The sequence below is a fragment of the Sporosarcina quadrami genome (assembly GCF_014836615.1).
In the GTDB taxonomy this organism is placed as follows: domain Bacteria; phylum Bacillota; class Bacilli; order Bacillales_A; family Planococcaceae; genus Sporosarcina; species Sporosarcina quadrami.
Genome location: NZ_JACSQN010000010.1, coordinates 71,057 through 87,516, shown reverse-complemented (window position 1 = coordinate 87,516; position 16,460 = coordinate 71,057). Strand labels below are relative to the sequence as shown.

General features: G+C 41.9%; 13 protein-coding genes. 3 read left to right on the top strand and 10 right to left on the bottom strand.

Annotation, left to right across the window (positions count from 1 at the left end; all coding sequences use genetic code 11):
• Nucleotides 1-11 precede the first annotated feature (11 nt).
• On the bottom strand, nucleotides 12-2,159 hold the full coding sequence (locus H9649_RS11945; protein WP_191695125.1) for a beta-propeller domain-containing protein: 2,148 nt from the start codon (nucleotides 2,157-2,159) through the stop codon (nucleotides 12-14).
• A 146-nt stretch (nucleotides 2,160-2,305) separates the two neighbouring features.
• Between H9649_RS11945 and H9649_RS11940 the strand changes: the two genes are divergently transcribed.
• A complete protein-coding gene (locus H9649_RS11940; RefSeq protein ID WP_191695124.1) occupies nucleotides 2,306-3,619 on the top strand; it encodes a short-chain fatty acid transporter in 1,314 nt (437 codons plus the stop codon).
• Between the two features lie 100 nt (nucleotides 3,620-3,719).
• On the opposite strand, the gene pcp is transcribed toward H9649_RS11940, so the two are convergent.
• Nucleotides 3,720-4,322, bottom strand: coding sequence for a pyroglutamyl-peptidase I (gene pcp, locus H9649_RS11935; protein WP_191695123.1), 603 nt, complete (start codon nucleotides 4,320-4,322; stop codon nucleotides 3,720-3,722).
• A gap of 183 nt (nucleotides 4,323-4,505) precedes the next feature.
• Between pcp and H9649_RS11930 the strand changes: the two genes are divergently transcribed.
• Nucleotides 4,506-5,399 carry an SDR family oxidoreductase gene (locus H9649_RS11930; RefSeq protein WP_191695122.1) on the top strand — a complete coding sequence of 298 codons (894 nt, stop codon included), beginning with the start codon at nucleotides 4,506-4,508 and terminating at the stop codon, nucleotides 5,397-5,399.
• Between the two features lie 561 nt (nucleotides 5,400-5,960).
• On the opposite strand, the gene H9649_RS11925 is transcribed toward H9649_RS11930, so the two are convergent.
• Nucleotides 5,961-8,162 (bottom strand): YhgE/Pip domain-containing protein, encoded by a 2,202-nt coding sequence (locus H9649_RS11925; protein ID WP_225229841.1) that lies wholly within the window; start codon nucleotides 8,160-8,162, stop codon nucleotides 5,961-5,963.
• Between the two features lie 69 nt (nucleotides 8,163-8,231).
• Entirely contained in the window at nucleotides 8,232-8,801 is a 570-nt protein-coding gene (locus H9649_RS11920) for a TetR/AcrR family transcriptional regulator (protein WP_191695121.1), read from the bottom strand.
• A gap of 356 nt (nucleotides 8,802-9,157) precedes the next feature.
• Between H9649_RS11920 and H9649_RS11915 the strand changes: the two genes are divergently transcribed.
• Complete coding sequence (locus H9649_RS11915; RefSeq protein ID WP_191695120.1) at nucleotides 9,158-9,400, top strand: DUF3923 family protein; 243 nt, start codon at nucleotides 9,158-9,160, stop codon at nucleotides 9,398-9,400.
• 156 nt (nucleotides 9,401-9,556) lie between these two features.
• Here H9649_RS11915 and H9649_RS11910 read toward each other — a convergent pair whose 3' ends face one another.
• The 6 genes from H9649_RS11910 to H9649_RS11890 form a co-directional block, all read right to left on the bottom strand.
• A complete protein-coding gene (locus H9649_RS11910) occupies nucleotides 9,557-10,669 on the bottom strand; it encodes a hypothetical protein (protein ID WP_191695119.1) in 1,113 nt (370 codons plus the stop codon).
• Between the two features lie 59 nt (nucleotides 10,670-10,728).
• Complete coding sequence (locus H9649_RS11905) at nucleotides 10,729-12,201, bottom strand: sensor histidine kinase (RefSeq protein ID WP_191695118.1); 1,473 nt, start codon at nucleotides 12,199-12,201, stop codon at nucleotides 10,729-10,731.
• Entirely contained in the window at nucleotides 12,202-12,888 is a 687-nt protein-coding gene (locus H9649_RS11900) for a response regulator transcription factor (RefSeq protein WP_191695117.1), read from the bottom strand.
• A gap of 155 nt (nucleotides 12,889-13,043) precedes the next feature.
• A complete protein-coding gene (gene abc-f, locus H9649_RS11895; RefSeq protein ID WP_191695116.1) occupies nucleotides 13,044-14,909 on the bottom strand; it encodes a ribosomal protection-like ABC-F family protein in 1,866 nt (621 codons plus the stop codon).
• A 100-nt stretch (nucleotides 14,910-15,009) separates the two neighbouring features.
• Nucleotides 15,010-15,144 carry an RAxF-45 family protein gene (locus H9649_RS18055; protein WP_318241684.1) on the bottom strand — a complete coding sequence of 45 codons (135 nt, stop codon included), beginning with the start codon at nucleotides 15,142-15,144 and terminating at the stop codon, nucleotides 15,010-15,012.
• Nucleotides 15,145-15,216: 72 nt separating this feature from the next.
• Entirely contained in the window at nucleotides 15,217-16,458 is a 1,242-nt protein-coding gene (locus H9649_RS11890) for a serpin family protein (protein WP_191695115.1), read from the bottom strand.
• Nucleotides 16,459-16,460 lie beyond the last annotated feature (2 nt).

The window sequence follows — 16,460 nt, the reverse complement described above, 5'->3', positions numbered from 1 at the left end:
CCGTTTTTCATTTACTTCAATCGTAGTGTACTTATTTCTTGAAAACTATCTAGTTCATAGCTGCTAATTCCGTTTCTTGCGATTGTATAGAGATTGTCACCACTGTAGATGATGCGCTGAACTTCTTTTTCCCATTCTTCGTATTGCTGGCCTGGGGCTTTGTCTTTTACGAGGTCGCCTTTTAGGACGATTCCTTTTTCAGCGGTGATTTCGTAAACAAGTGCGCCTGCCCCTTTGAAGTTGACTTCAAATTCTTTCTCGCTTTCTCCATAGACGTTAATCGGGAATCCGAAAAGGTTTCGTGAATGGTGTTGGAATAATGCTTTATGGTCGTACTGAATTTGCGAATAGGTTCCTTGGCCGCCGATAATTTCCGTGTCTTGTTCTTTCGGATTATGGAAATCAGTGACGTCAAAAAGGGAAATTTTCATTCCTTTAGTAATGATTAATGGGTCTCCACCTGAAGGGTTCTTTTTTGCTACAGTGTCATAGCCAAATCCGATGAGGTGGTTGTCGCCAAGCGGATGCAAATAGTTTGAAAAACCAGGTATTTTCAGTTCACCAAGTACTTCTGGTTTGGATGGATCGGCCACATCGATGACGAAAAGTGGATCTGTCTCCCTAAACGTCACCATATACGCTTTGTCTCCCATGAATCGTGCGGAGTAGATGCGCTCTCCTTTTGCAAGTCCTTCGACAGAACCTTTCAATTTCATGTCTCCATCCAAAATATAGAGATGGTTTTGGGATGGATTCGTTTCATCCCACATATTCCCTTCTGTCATGACAACGCGGAAGTGGCCGTTGTATTCATCCATCGAGAATTGGTTTAAAACAGTTCCTTTCAATTCAGTTGTACTGAGGTAATCCACTGAGGCACCATCCAATTTGAACTTAAAAAACTGTGTAAACATATTCGTCGGATTCCAGATGATAGCCTTTGAACCGCGATCAGAAAAGTCCATGTCGTATTTCGGCGCTGTCAAATACAGGTGATCTTTATTCATATAGAGCTGGGCACTGCTACCGAGAAATCCTTTTGTTTCAAGTCGACTTTCGACGGGTTTCGTTAAATCGATAGCTGTAATGACCGTATACGTTGGCTCTGTCGCACCTGGCAGTATAGCAATGTCTTGTAAATCCATGTACTTGCTCGTCTTTTCATCAGTCGAATCAAAAACGACCGGCCGGAGAACGTCTCCTTCAATCTCACCCTTCATCCAGATATCGGGATATACATTCGTAATGAGGTACATGATGTTATCCGCTTTTCTAGCATTGTTCAAATACCCCTCTGCCCCAACTTCTCTCATGAGTTTTGGATTTGCTCGATCTTCAACGTTATAGATTCGGACTGTCGTCATATTATTGATTGGCAGCATTTTTTTCGACAGTTCCTTTTTTTGTTCAAAAGGAAACATTTTATCGCCAATGACAATTAACAGGTTATCTTGAAGAAATAGCTGAGAAGGATAGTAATTTTCATCCTTCTTTAACACAGATGCAATTTTCATCGACTGCGGGTTGCGAACGTCGACAATCTGGACTTGTTGGTTGTCTGAAATCGTGTACATGTAGTTGCCGTCTGTTTTCACGATATCGGATTCATCGACACCTTCCACTTGGACATTCGTTGTTGAGTGGTCTGCGCTTCCTGAAGCCGAAGACGACTTAGCAGCGTCCATGGATGCCGATTCTTCCTCTGCTTCCATTCCACCATGAAAAATGTACTGCATGTTTTTCGCATTTTCGAAGTACGCAGTCAAATCAGCTTCTGTTTTAACGGACTCAATCGTCTCATAGACCGTGAACTCAATTTTGTCTTTTTCCAAGACGTTATAGCCCTTTCGATTAAACGCCTTTTTATCGACATGCAATATATAACTGCCAGGCTGCAAGCCATCCACTTTCAACTTTTTATTACCCATTTGGAATTGAAGTTCTGGATTCACTTTTTCTCCGTTTTGATCAGTGACATAAACATGGCCTTGTTGAATGGAATCCATCGCCAGGTTTTCCGAAAAATCCGCACTCCACCCTTTATCGCCAAGTGCAGTTGCTGCAGCTGCAATCGTTACTTTATTAATGGAAAAAGCAAATGTTAACGCGAGTATGACTAAGACAATGGAAGCAATGAGCCAAATAAATGGTTTTCGCATCAATCGTTACATCCTTTCTGTTCATTCTCTTTAAGTAGTAGACTCTTTAAATCTATTTCCGTTTCACTTTTCAAAAAACATTTTTCCTATGTGGAATGAATATGATAGTCTAATAGAGTGGGACAACTAAAAAGGGGGAAGATAGTATGAAGACTCTCACACGATGGTCGAATACAGTTATGGAGCGTTATTTGCCGGATCCGTACATATTTGTTGCCATCCTTACGTTGATCGTATTCTTGCTGGGGCTTGGTTTCACCGATTCCAGTCCACTAGATATGGTCGTTCACTGGGGAGACGGTTTCTGGGGGCTTTTGGCCTTCACAATGCAGATGGTCATTGTTTTAGTGGCAGGGCATGTGCTCGCAAGCAGCCCGGTGTTCAAAAAGCTACTAAGTTCAATGGCAAGCTTGGCGAAATCACCAGGATCTGCAATTCTGCTAGTAACAGTCGTATCACTGATTGCTTGTTGGATCAACTGGGGTTTCGGTCTGGTCATCGGTGCTTTATTCGCCAAAGAAATCGCCAAGAAAGTGACTACAGTCGATTACCGCTTACTGATCGCAAGCGCTTATTCCGGTTTCATCATTTGGCATGGCGGACTCGGGGGATCGATTCCATTGTCTATCGCAACTGCAGATCACCCGTTTTCGGGAATCATGGGTGTCGTACCGACATCTGAAACGATTTTTTCAACGTACAACCTCGTCATTATTGCTATTTTATTTATTACTGTACCGTTGTTGAACCGCTTCATGATGCCTAAACCGGCAGACACGGTTTCAATTGACCCGAAATTGTTGGAAGAGAAGATTGAAGTGGAACAGGAAGAGATGCTTACACCTGCAACAAGATTGGAGAATAGCTATATCCTTTCCATGCTGATCGGAGCTCTAGGACTCGTATACCTTGTGCAGCACTTTGCTTCAAAAGGATTCGATTTGAATTTAAATATTGTCAACTTGATATTCTTCATCATGGGCATCATTTTCCATGGAACACCGAAGCGTTTCCTTGCAGCGGTTGCGAATGCCGTGAAAACTGCGGGTGGAATTATCATTCAGTTCCCATTCTACGCTGGAATCATGGGTATGATGGTTGCGTCAGGACTTGCCGGCGTCATGTCTGAATGGTTCGTCAGCATATCAACAGAAGCGACGTTCCCGGTATTCACATTCTTTGCGGCTGGTCTGGTCAACTTCTTCGTCCCGTCTGGCGGTGGTCAATGGGCCGTTCAAGCACCTATCATGCTTGAAGCCGCGCAAACGCTCGGTGTCAGCTATTCCAAAACAGCGATGGCGATTGCATGGGGTGATGCTTGGACGAATATGATCCAACCGTTCTGGGCTTTGCCGGCACTTGCAATTGCAGGTTTGCGCGCAAAGGATATTATGGGCTATTGCGTATTCGTGCTCATTTTAAGCGGAATCGTCGTCAGTTTTGGTTTGTATTTCTTTTAATCCAAATTAAAAATCGGAGCGTCTTAATGACGACTCCGATTTTTACCTCAACAGAGCAAAACGCCAAGGGAGCATCACGACTCTCTTGGCGTTTTTCATTTTATTCCCCTAAAACTTCGATGCAGGCTATAATTCCCCGTTTCAGATCTTCATGTGACCAGCTCGGAACTTTCCCATGCTCAACAGCAAGATCATGTGAAGCGGGTATATGAATGAATCCTGCAAGCATACCATGTTGTTGCTGTGCATGATGCAACGCGCGGTACATGACGTTGTTGCACAGATAAGCGCCTGCTGTATTGGAAATCGCTGCTGGTAATCCTGCCTTTTTCACAGCGTCGACCATTTTACGGATTGGCATATTTGTGAAGTACCCGTCCGCACCGTCATTCATAATCGACTCGTCAACTGGTGCATGTCCTGTATTATCAGCAGGACCGTCGCTCACATTAATGGCAATCCGCTCAGGCGTAATCTTGAATCTACCACCCGACAGACCGAGTGACAGTACAGCGTCAGGTTTAATAGCCTCCATATGCTCTACCAACCGATTTCCGGATACACTGAATTCAACCGGAAGGATTTCGCTGTGGATTGTATAACCGCCAATTTCCATACCATGGAGTTCCTCAGCAATTTTCATCGTCGGATTGACCGGATACTTCAGAAACGGTTCAAACCCCGTCAGTAATAATGTTTTCAAGACACAAAACCCCTTTCCATTTCATTATAACGGAAAGGGGTTGGAAATCATTTCGATTTGAACCCGGTAGTCTTGTCCCACCCGATGAATTGGTTGGCTTTTTTGATAGAGTAATTCATGTTTACTGAAATTTTGACAAGGGAATACTCTAGTTTAACTGATGATTTGAGGAGGAGTAGGACAATGGACAAGAATCAGCATGAAGATAAATATGAAAAAATCGACGAGCAAGTGGAACCCCAAACACAATCTCACCAACCTGGTGTAGAAGCGGAGATGGACCCTCCGCCAATTTATGATGACGAAAAATATAAGGGCTCCGGAAAACTACAAGGGAAAAACGCATTGATTACTGGTGGTGATAGCGGAATCGGCCGGGCGGTTGCCGTTGCTTTCGCAAAAGAAGGAGCGAATGTCGCGATAGCCTACTTGGATGAAGAAGAGGACGTCGATGCGAGTAAAACCGTTGAACTCATTAAGAAATACGGTGGGAAGGCAAAACAGATCCGCATTGATATAAGCGATGAAGAAAACTGTGAAAAATTGATTGACGATGTCATTAGTGAATTTGGCAGCCTGAACATTCTTGTTAATAATGCCGGCAAGCAATTTCCGCAAGACGACATCGCCAACATTTCGGGCGATCAGCTTCGTGAAACGTTTGATACAAACTTCTTTGGTCTGTTTTATTTGTCTAAAGCGGCCGTTGCGCATATGACAGAAGGCGACTCTATCATCAATACATCTTCTGTTACAGCGTACAATGGCTCGCCCGGTCTGCTTGACTACTCTGCAACGAAAGGCGCTATTACGACATTCACACGCTCACTCGCATTGAACCTTGCGGAAAAAGGCATCCGCGTAAATGCGGTAGCACCCGGACCAATCTGGACACCACTTATCCCAGCGACCTTTAACGCCAAACAAGTCGCAGATCACGGCAACGACACACCCGTCAAACGCCGTGGCCAACCAGCCGAAAACGCACCGGCTTATGTCTTCCTCGCTTCGAGCGACGCAAGCTACATGACCGGCCAGACGATTCATGTTGATGGCGGGGATTATGTTGGATCTTGACGTGGTCTGTTAAGTGAGATTGCGGATCGCATTGAGCGGTGTAGCGCTCGTATTGAGCGGTTCCCCACTCGCATTGAGCGGTTCTACACTCGTATTGAGCGGTTCCCCACTCTTATTGAGCGATTCTCCACTCCCATTGAGCGGTTGCCCACTTGTATTGAGCCGCTCTCGGAGTAACTTGAGCTTTCTGACCCCAAGTCACTCAATCAACCGCGGCAACTTACTAAATTTCACCTCTCACCATGTCGCGCAGAATGCTTTTGACAAATTAATCTTGGTTTTGACATGAAGATAGGCGATTTGTAGGTTTCATCGGGCGCGGAGTGTCGGTATTCGGGCGAGCGAGGGTGATTTATGGGCGCGGCAGCATTGCTTACGGGCGCAGTTCCCATTATTCGAGCGCACAACCCGATTTTATGGGCGCGTGCACCGAGTTTACGGGCGCGTGTCCCCATTTTATGGGCGCACTTGCCCTGTTTACGAGCGCTAACCACTCCATCCCCACACACCATCAAACCAAAAAAGCGATCCAACGGAATCTCACCCGTGGATCGCTCTTTCTTACGCTTCTACTGTTTGAGCAGAATAGCGTTTCTTGAACACCAATGCAAAATACCCAAAAGTTATCGCTAGACATGCAACGGTAAAGCCGATCAACACACCATTATTCGCCCATAGATGCGCAAAATCACCTGTTGAAATCGACGCTTTAAACGCCTGCACAGAATATGTCATTGGTAACAATACATTAAATATCTGAAGCGGCTCAGGGATTAATTCCAACGGGAAAGTCCCTGCACTCGTCGTCAATTGCAAGATCAGAATGAGGATTGCCACGAATCGGCCCGGATCTCCGAGAATCGATACGAGCATCTGAACAATCGCGATGAACGTAAAACTCGTAATAATCGCCGTCAAAATGAATAGTGGCGTATTAACTGTTTCCATGCCAAGTCCATATTTAATGACAACTACAGCGACTAAAGCTTGGACAATACCAACAATTGTCAAGACAGACACTTTACTTGCCATCCATCTGAACGCGCCGGTTGGTCTAATAGCCGGTTCAACTAGTGGGAAGACAATAGATAACAATAACGCACCAACGAACAATCCTAATGAAAGGAAATACGGAGCAAAACCTGTTCCATAGTTCGGTACTTTGTTAATCTCCTCTTTATCAACATTAACTGGAGCTGCCGCCATTCCGTATGTTTTCTCAGTCGGATTCACTTCACTCGCTGTCTCATTTGCTTCCGTAAGTTTCTCCTGCAAAGTGAGCGTTCCTTCGTTCAATTCCTTCATGCCATCCGTCAATGTTTTTGAACCGTCTGCTAGTTCTTTAGACTTGGAAGCCAATGTTCCAGTGCCCTCTTTCAACGTACCCGTTCCTGCATTCAATTCATTCAAACCGGCGACTAGGCTTGATGAACCTGCCTGCGCTTTAGTTGCACCGTCGGAAAGTTGGCCTAGCCCTTGAGCCAATGCACCATTTCCTTGCGTAAGCGATTCAGCCCCATCCTTTAATTGACTGGATGAACCGTTCAACTGGTCAAGGCCCGCCAACGCCTGTCCATGTGCTTCACTCAATTGACCGGCCGCACCTTTCAATTGCGCCGTGCCTTCATGAAGCGCCGCAGTCCCAGATGAAAGTTCCTGCATGCCACCCGACAGCTCAGCACTTCCTTGTTGCAATTGGCCAAGCGCACCTTTTAAAGCAGCTTGCTGTTCTTCTGGCAATGAAGCCAAGATTGGTGCCAACTGTTCAGAAAGCCCCGTAATACCGGCATTTACATTTTTCGAACCCTCAGTCAGTTTTTGAGCCGCTCCATTCAATGCACCGGTCTTTTCATTTATTGTACCTACTGCTTGCCCAAACTCCGTCTCTTTCTGACCGATTTGCGCATAGCTATTTTTCAATTTTTCAACCGCAGCGGTATAATTCGCAATACCCGCCTGCAAATCAGAAGCTCCCGCTGATGCTTTATTAGCACCATTGTGAAGTTCTTTCGCACCAGATGCTAGCGTGCCAATTCCTTCGTTCAAATCAGCAGCACCTTTTGCAGCATCATTCGTACCCTTAGCCAACCGGTCCGAACCATCTTTCAACGTAATCGTGCTTGAAGCCAATGTTTCCAAATACCCTTTCAAATCGTTCGCGCCATCTGAAAGCTTGCTCGCACCTTCATGCAATTCACCTGCGCCGTCAGCCGCTTCGCCGAAACCGTCGCCCATCATCGCAATCGAATCGAACATTTGCTCAGCATACGTAGAAGCAACCTTTTCATTCACTTCAGCCCGTATACGTTCCATTGCCGTTTCACCGATTTGAGCGGATAAGAAATTGTATCCTTCGTTCGGCTTATAAATCATCGTCAACTTCTCTGGGTTTTCATCCAGCAATGTAGTTGCATGTTGCGAAAAGTTCTCCGGTATTTCAATCGCGATATAGTAATCTTGATTTTTCAAGCCTTTCTCCGCATCCACCTTGGATACTACTTGAAAGTTGAAGTTCTTACTTTCCTCCAACTTGTCGATCAATTCATCCCCGATGGCAAGTTTTTTTCCGTCCAACTCTGCCCCTTCATCCGAATTGACGACCGCAACAGGTAGTGCATCCATATTCGCATATGGATCCCAAAACGCCCATAAGAACATACCTGCATATAAAACCGGGATAAACAGTATCGCAATCATCGGCACAAGCATTTTCCGAGTCCGCAGAAGCTGTTTCCATTCAGCACCTATCATCGACTTTTTCATCTGTCATTCCTCCATTAGTACCGACTGACCGAAACCATCAAGCGGTCAGTCTTGAATAAAAAAAGAGTCTCAAGCTAAGAGACTTGTGAAAATTGTTCCACCTAATAATCCCGCAATCCGTTCTTCAGACAGTTCTCCATTATGTGTTTTTCCCCAATCGACGACTAGCGCCATGTAGGCCTTGAATAGAAGATATGCAACGAGTTCACTGTCACATTGTTTTAATTCACCTTTTGCAATTGCTCGTTCGATTTTCGCTTTTATATAGGAGACGATCTCTCCTTCAATTTCAGCTAATACCTCGATGACAGCAGGTGTACGTAACTCTTTTTCTTCATCGATCAACTTCGCATACAATAAATGTGTCTTTCGAAACTTCAACATTTGAATGAGCAACGTATGGGCATTTTGTTCAAATGACGCACCTTCAACCATCGCGGATTCTGAAACTGCACGCATTTCTTCGATCATCTTCAGAACAATCGCATTGAACAATTCCTCTTTATTCGAAAAGAATGTATATATGGTACCTTTACCGACATTCGCAATTTTCGCCACCTGATCCATCGTCGTCGCTTTATAACCGAATAACGAAAATGATTTAGCGGCAGCTTCCATTATTTCCTGTCTACGATCCACTTCCTCACCTCTTCAAGTCGTTATGACCAAAATACACTTTCGGTCAACTAGTCATTATATTACACTTGGTCATCAACTTTTGCAAGTCTTTTCTTCAAGTTGGCGACAACCATTTAGAAGGCTGTGGCTAGTAATTGATTTGCGGCTAACTAACCAAATAGTAATTATTATGAGTATATTTCAATAAACAAGCTAAGTTGTAAAGTAGTTTATTGTGAGAGTAAAGAAAACAACAGAGTTTTATACATCTCAAGCCCTAGCTTAAATTAAAACTTAGGATCATTAACAGAAATCCGTTCGCACGGTAAGATAAAAATAAATAATGATTGATGTAGTGTGACAGGAGGAGTGAAAATATGAAAAAGCAATGGCTCTTTTGGTGGTTTGCAAATATTTTTTGGATTGCCACTTTTACAGTAGGTACAGTTGCACTGTGGTTAAGAGAAGTTGATGGCGCAGGTGTTACCCAAACGCCTGTTGCAAAATTAGCGGCAATTATAGTTTTGTTAATTGCATTTACTATACCATTAATAATTCAAGTTGTATGGCTAATCATTAACCTAGTAATTAGCATTAATAACAAAACTAATATTCAGTGACAAGGACTTTATTTATATTAACAATCTATTATAGGTATCCTTCCAATAAAACAAGAGAAGGTGATATAAAATTCCCCTTCTCTTGTCTTCAATTTAGAAGCTTTGTTGAAATCGGTGTTCCTTATATAATATAATCCGCTTGGTTGATGCAATTTATTATTTTACTTGAAAAACTGCTAGAGCTCCTACATATTCACTGTTTTCTCTTGGGGTTACTATATAAGCTGTCTTTGAATCCTCACTCCAATGACCGCTTATTGATATAACTGCATATAAATTTGCATTCTCTAATATCCTAACTGTATTTGCCAGTTTCCCATCAATGATTTCTCCCATATATACATTCGTTTTATACTTCCCCTCGAATTTCACAGGTGTATCAAACATAATTTTAGATTCGTCTGGAGATAGGATGTAGGTCGGTATCCAGATTCCTTCACTATCTTTCCCACCCGCTATAAGTTGTTGAACTTCATTATTCTCTTGATTAAAAAGATAGATTCCACTTTGCTCTTTGGACATGGCTTCAAAAATGATGTTGTTGTTCTTCAAGATGTGGAATGTTGAGATTTGGTCTTCCTTATCTTGAGCACTGAACACCTTCTCAACAGCATGATTCTCTGATAGTTTAAAAACACCATATAATCCGTCTGCTTTTGAACGTGCTGAAATGTAATAATCATCCTCCACTTTTATTGTAGAGGTTAGTGAATAAGTATCAAACTCGCTTATATTCCATTCCCTTGTTTCTTTTGAATCAACTTTTATAATTTGCAGTTTGTTTTCATTAATATCGAATGACGCAATTTCATTCCCTTCTTCATCAATAAAAAAAGTATCCCAAGGTGATTCAATGTCGATTTTATCTATTTTTCCGTTTATTAAATTATGAACTACAGCTTCTTTTCCTTTAGAGGAAAGTGTCATTGCCTTTTCGCCATTTTTAGAAACTATAATGTTATCTCCCTCAACGATTTTCCTTTTCTCTTTTGTACTTATTTTATAATGATTCAGTTCTCCATTTTCTTTATAGAAGATATTTTCCCCTCCATCCCCTTGGTAAAATCCTGTATTGGGAATGTCGTCTTCTATTACAATATCATTCAAACGCTGAACTTCTAAACTACTATCAGACAATGCACTTTCCAACTGGACGTCTTCTTCAATCACAATATTCTTTCCAGATTGCGCATTTCCTTGTAATGAGCAACCAGCCGTAAGTGTGGTTGCTAGTGCCATTAGTGCAAGCACTTTCAATTTTCGATTCATGATCATATCCTCCTTTTTTGTGTACAGTCTTAGAATACACAGATGATATTGCCAACTTCTCAGCAGTTATTGCCGTTTTGTTGCCAAAGAGGAAGTTTAATTGAAAGATTAGCCAGTCCATTTTCATAATGAAAGGAAATTGTCCCATTATGACGAGTGATGATTTGTTTACAAATATATAAACCTAACCCACTACTCCCTTTTCCACTTGTATGGATAAATGGCTCAAAAGCGTTCGCAATTATGGATGCTGGGACTGGAGCGCACTTATTACATACTGTTATTGTCGACTTCTTAATAGCAATAAGAATCGTTTCCTGCTCATCACCATATTTAATCGCATTGTCCAAAACATTGATGAATACTTGTCTCAATTCGTCCTTGTTTCCATGAGTGAAGAATCCATGACCGACTATTTCAAATTCCATTTGCCTTTTACAGGCTTTAATATTCATATCTTCGCAAGTTAATGTTACCAATGAGAGTAAGTCGACTGGACCCATTTCTTTTAATACCGTTGAAGCTTGGTCTTTTGACAACTCGATTAGTTCAATAACCATTGCATTTAAGCGATCACTTTCCAATCTGATTTTATTTGCGGCTTTCCTTAAAAATTCAGTATCCTCAAAGTCCTTTTCACCAATTATTTGAGAATAGCCTGAAATCACTGCAAGTGGTGTTTTTAATTCATGTGTTACATTGTTGAAAAAAGAAGTTCTACTTTTCTCCAATTGCACAACCTTTTCTTTTTCCATTTCTATCAACGAAATATGCTCTTTAATCTTCTTTTGCATTTCATTGAAACTCTTCGTCAGTTCTTCAATTTCATCACCGGTTTTTACATTTACATCTATTTCATAATCGCCGGCAGCGATTTGTTTTGTCGCCTTTGTCAACTGAAGTAACGGCCTAATCATTTGGCTCGTCAGTAAGAATGAAATTAAAAATACCCCTGCAAATAATACAAGCGACCAAATTGCTAAATTATGTAATACTTTTTCATTATGAGCAAATAACTCCGTATAATCGCCTGTAAATTTGAGAACCCCATACAATTGGTCTTGAATATATAATGGATATGCAAAATAGATAAGCGTTCCTTCAGTGTAATCCACTCTTGTATAGGATGACTTCCCTTTAAGTGCTTGAACCAATTCAGGACTTATCTCTTCTTCATTCGTTGTTGTGTTCATACCATACTTAACTAATAAGGGTTGTTCGAGTGGAACTGTTTCATATAACAGCCGACCTTCCAGATCATACAATGCAACTCCTTGTTTATGTAATTTACGTAATTCTTGTGCAATCGCAAAGTCATATTCCTTCAGTAAATCATCATTCGGCGGATGTAGCAGGGCAAATTGCTTCACATGTTCTCTCGTCGTATGTTGAAGTTTCGTCAATTCACTTCGTATCATCGTTGTACTATTATCTTCTAACGAAGCCTTCATGACTTGATAAACTAAAATAGATGTAATCGAAAATAATAGGAAAAAGCCGAAGAGAAATTTTTTTCGAATTGTCCACTGCAATTATCTGTCACCCCTCATCTTATAACCTACTCCGAACACTGTCTCGATGATGGAATTCCGTCCAAGGTCGTCTAATTTCTTCCTAATTCGTTGTACATGGACATCTACCGTTCGTAAATCGCCCTCATAATCGTAATCCCAAACAGTATCGAGAATTTCTTCACGGGAAAACACTCGATTCTTATTCTGAGCGAACAATAACAGTAATTCATATTCTTTCGGTTTGAAAGCAATCGTTTCATCTCCTTTGAAAACTGTATGTGAACGAGGGTCGATTCGAATGCTTTCGTTAATTGATAAATAGATCGATGAAGAATTTCCGCGACGGCGTAGCAGTGCCTTGATTCTAGCAATGACTTCCCTAATGTCAAAAGGTTTTGTCATATAATCATCTGCACCAAGTTCAAGGCCTAGTACCTTATCGACAATATCATCACGAGCAGTCAACATCATTATCGGAACAGTACTTGTGTTCATCAGTTTTTTACAAATATCAAAACCACTGTAATCAGGTAGCATTAGATCCAAAATGACTGCATCCGGTCCATAAGCGTCGAACAAGCGGAGTCCTTCTTTACCTGTTGTAGCAGTATGTACACGGAATCCTTCCTTGCGTATAGAATAGGAGAGGATATCCAAAATCGATTCTTCATCCTCGATAATTAAGATAACTTGGTCTTTCAACATAATACCGTTCCCTCTTTTTCTAGTTAAACTTTTCTTTATTCTACCAAAAAGTTGTTGCCGAATTGTTGCTAGTATATCAAAGCTTACATAAACAAAAATGTTAGTGCATACGTATTTCACACGCACACACTAACATTTTTCTATAATGAATTTAATTACTCAGACTCACTCATCCACATTTCATAGTAAGCATCCAGACTCGTTTTCATCTCATATAAGTTCTTCATGCCCAATTCATAACTTTCCCAATCGCCTTCTTTCAAAAGGGCCTGCTCCAATTGATGAATCCGTAATTCAAGTTTTTCAATTTCTCCCTCTCTATCCTCCACAATTTCTTCTTTAGCCTTTGGTTTTTTCACAGGAATCGGTTTCTGAGGTTGCAAGACTACTTTCGGTTGCTGCAGTTCATGCCATTTTGTTCTAGCCCAATCAAATGAGCCCTCGAACATCGTAATTTCCCCATCTTCCAACCAAGCAGTGCGGGTGAATAATTTATTCAAAAAGTACCGATCATGTGAGACTGCGAGAATCGTTCCTGAAAAGTCTTCCAATGCATCTTCCAACACTTCACGAGATTCTATATCCAAGTGATTTGTCGGTTCGTCCAACACCAACAAGTTCACGTCCTGATGCATAAGTTGAGCAAGTCTCAATCGCATCCGTTCACCGCCACTCAAATCCCCGACCCGCTTGAAAACGTCGGGTCCATAAAACATGAATTTCGCCAAGACATGTCTTGATTCGCCTTCTTCCATATTTACCTCTTCACGAAAGGTATCGATGAGTCGTTCCTTCGGGTCACTCATCTCAAAATGTTGTGATAGGAAGCCAACTTTTACATTACTGCCCAGCTTACAGACTCCACTATCCGGATTTAATTGGCCAATTAGCATTTTCAGGATTGTTGACTTTCCACTTCCATTCCTACCGACAATCGCAGTCCTATCCTTCCAATAGATAAGTAAATCTGCTTCGCTTAGCAGCTCTTTTTCTCCGAAATACTTTCTTGCACCTTGAATGATGACGACTTCCTTGCCGCTTCTCTGTGCCGATTCAAATGTTAAACCCATTTTCTTAGGGGCGAGTAGTGGTTTACGAATCTTTTCTATCCGTTCTAATGCCCGCTCCATATTTCTTGCTTGTCTATGCAAGCCTGCATTCGGTGGATTTGCCTCGTTTGCCCAGATTCTAAGTCTTTTGATCGCTTCTTTCATCTTCTTAATCTTCTTTTGTTGTTCCTCATAATCTTGAAACTCACGAAGAAGACGTTCTTCTTTTTCTTGAATGAAAGAACTGTAATTTCCAATATAAAGATGAAGTTCCCCCTCTTCAAGATCAGCGACCTTCTTCACAACATGATCTAGAAAATAACGGTCATGCGAAATGATAACAACGGTGCCTGCGTAGTCTGCGAGAAATTCTTCAAGCCATTCAACGGCGAATAGATCCAAATGGTTTGTCGGTTCATCCAAGAGAAGTAAATCAGGTTGTGTCAATAAGAGTTTGCCAAGCATCACTTTCGTCTGTTCTCCGCCACTCATATCTCTGAAGTCTCTTTCTACAAACAATCGTAATTGGAGTCCATTAATGACCTTTTCAATTTCCGAATCCATTGAATAACCATCCCGTCGAACGAATTCATCTTGCAGTTGTCCATATTGAAGGAGAAGACGTTCCAAATTTTCATCTTCAGCATCCAATAATTTCAATTCAAGTTCAGCCAGTTGCTGTTGAATCGTTACAAGTTCAGCGAATGCGCTTTTCAGGACATCATAACCTGACGTCGTTTTTTCGAATGAAGGAATTTGGGATAAATAACCGATAGTAGTCCCCTTTTTATAATGAATCTGACCAGCATCCGGTGGCTCGACACCAGCAATAAGTTTGAATAATGTCGTTTTCCCGCTACCATTCCGCCCTACAATGCCTAATTTGTCACCGGATTTAATATCCAATGATAGATTTTCAAAGATGGTGTTGCCGCCTAACATTTTGCTTATTTGTTGGATTGTACAAATCATGAATTCCGCTTCCTCTCGTTCTGTTTTCACAGCTGGAAGCACAAAAAAAAGACTGCGTTTAAGCAGCCTTCCCCCTAAAAGATTCGCGAGGAATGTTTTGCTAAACAGCTGTGTGTTTACTGAAATTGACTAAAAAGGGCATACGTATCCCTTTAAGCGTAATTTCATGAGTAATCGCACATGAAGTGGCTAAATATTCCAATAGTCTCTCACGTGCATACACAGCGTCCAACATCCATTCCTCACCTCCGTTCAATAATAGTAAGAATATTGTATCACAATTACTAAGTGACTGCAATTTTAAGTTTCATTGTGGATTCGCAATATACCCGACAAACAACACAACACCTGTCTCTTCATCGGTGATCATTAGGAAAAACGGGCGGTCCATCTCCATATGGAAAGGCCCGTCAGCTGGTGCTGATGCCATATCTACCTGCACACCGGTAACAGCAGCCGCTTCCGTACCCTTTTCATTCACATTGATATACGTTTTCTGTTTCACGGTGGAGATAAAGAGATTGGCATCTCCTTCGACCATATGACTGAAATCGGCATTCTCTGTGAATGCACTTGTCATTCCGAGCGCTTCAAGTGCACCATTGAGTTCTGTTTCGTACTCCATTTTAAATTTAGGTAATAAAACCGTCCCTTCACTTTCATTAAAATCCGTCTGGAACAGTTCCCAGTTCTCAGCTGAAAGCGTGCTCTTGAAGTCTTTCATGCCGATGTTTTCATCCGGCAACACAACAGTCATGCTCATTTCATCATCCGCGTACGTCAGTTTGACTGCTTGAAAACCATTACCGGCCATATAGTAAAACTTCCGTTGCAACTTCATAAATGGTACGACTTTTTCAGTGCCGTTCTCCAAATGGAAAGTACGTTTTTCCGTAAGTTTCTTGTCAAAGGGATATGTCCAGTCCCCTTTGAAGTAGATCGCATTCAGTACAAGTCCAACAAAGTCCGAATCAAGAGGATTGTCGACCATTTTATCGATTTTGCTATTTGTGGCCTTCTTCACCCAGTCATTGATCTTTTTCGATGCATCGCTACTTGAAATATCGATTTGCTGCGTTTCTGCATTAAAATAATCCTCTGTCCTCTTGGCGAAGTCTTTCTGTAAATTGAAGTCATTATTCAACCAGATGGAGTTAGCAATAGTGAGCTGGATATCGTCGCTGTCTTTGTTCAACGCCGTCATAAGTGAAGCATTGGCTTTATTCATATCAGAAACGTCAATACCTTGTGCTTGCATTGCTTCGGCCATTTCCGTTTTCGTCTCACCGTCCGCTCCGTTATACACGATTGCAAGCGCCATCCACAAACTTGTCGGTGAGAAGAAGACGTTGCCGTCGTCATCCGTTTCGATTTTATCAAGCAGTTCATAGGCAAGGTCATTCGTCGGCGCAACAATGCGTTCATAGTCTGTCGTTCCGAAATCCACCGCTTCTGCAATGGCGAGATTCCCGTTTTCCTGACTAGTTCCACAACCGGCCACCACCATGAGCAGTCCCGCTCCCGCGAGAGTCGCAATTATCTTCTTCACAA

Bases quoted from the DNA above. Each gene is read 5' to 3' on its own strand.
- H9649_RS11910 (WP_191695119.1), bottom strand. From the start codon at position 10,669: ATGAATCGAAAATTGAAAGTGCTTGCACTAATGGCACTAGCAACCACA.
- H9649_RS11940 (WP_191695124.1), top strand. From the start codon at position 2,306: ATGAAGACTCTCACACGATGGTCGAATACAGTTATGGAGCGTTATTTG.
- H9649_RS18055 (WP_318241684.1), bottom strand. From the start codon at position 15,144: ATGTTGGACGCTGTGTATGCACGTGAGAGACTATTGGAATATTTAGCC.
- H9649_RS11930 (WP_191695122.1), top strand. From the start codon at position 4,506: ATGGACAAGAATCAGCATGAAGATAAATATGAAAAAATCGACGAGCAA.
- H9649_RS11915 (WP_191695120.1), top strand. From the start codon at position 9,158: ATGAAAAAGCAATGGCTCTTTTGGTGGTTTGCAAATATTTTTTGGATT.
- H9649_RS11925 (WP_225229841.1), bottom strand. From the start codon at position 8,162: ATGAAAAAGTCGATGATAGGTGCTGAATGGAAACAGCTTCTGCGGACT.
- H9649_RS11900 (WP_191695117.1), bottom strand. From the start codon at position 12,888: ATGTTGAAAGACCAAGTTATCTTAATTATCGAGGATGAAGAATCGATT.
- H9649_RS11945 (WP_191695125.1), bottom strand. From the start codon at position 2,159: ATGCGAAAACCATTTATTTGGCTCATTGCTTCCATTGTCTTAGTCATA.
- abc-f (WP_191695116.1), bottom strand. From the start codon at position 14,909: ATGATTTGTACAATCCAACAAATAAGCAAAATGTTAGGCGGCAACACC.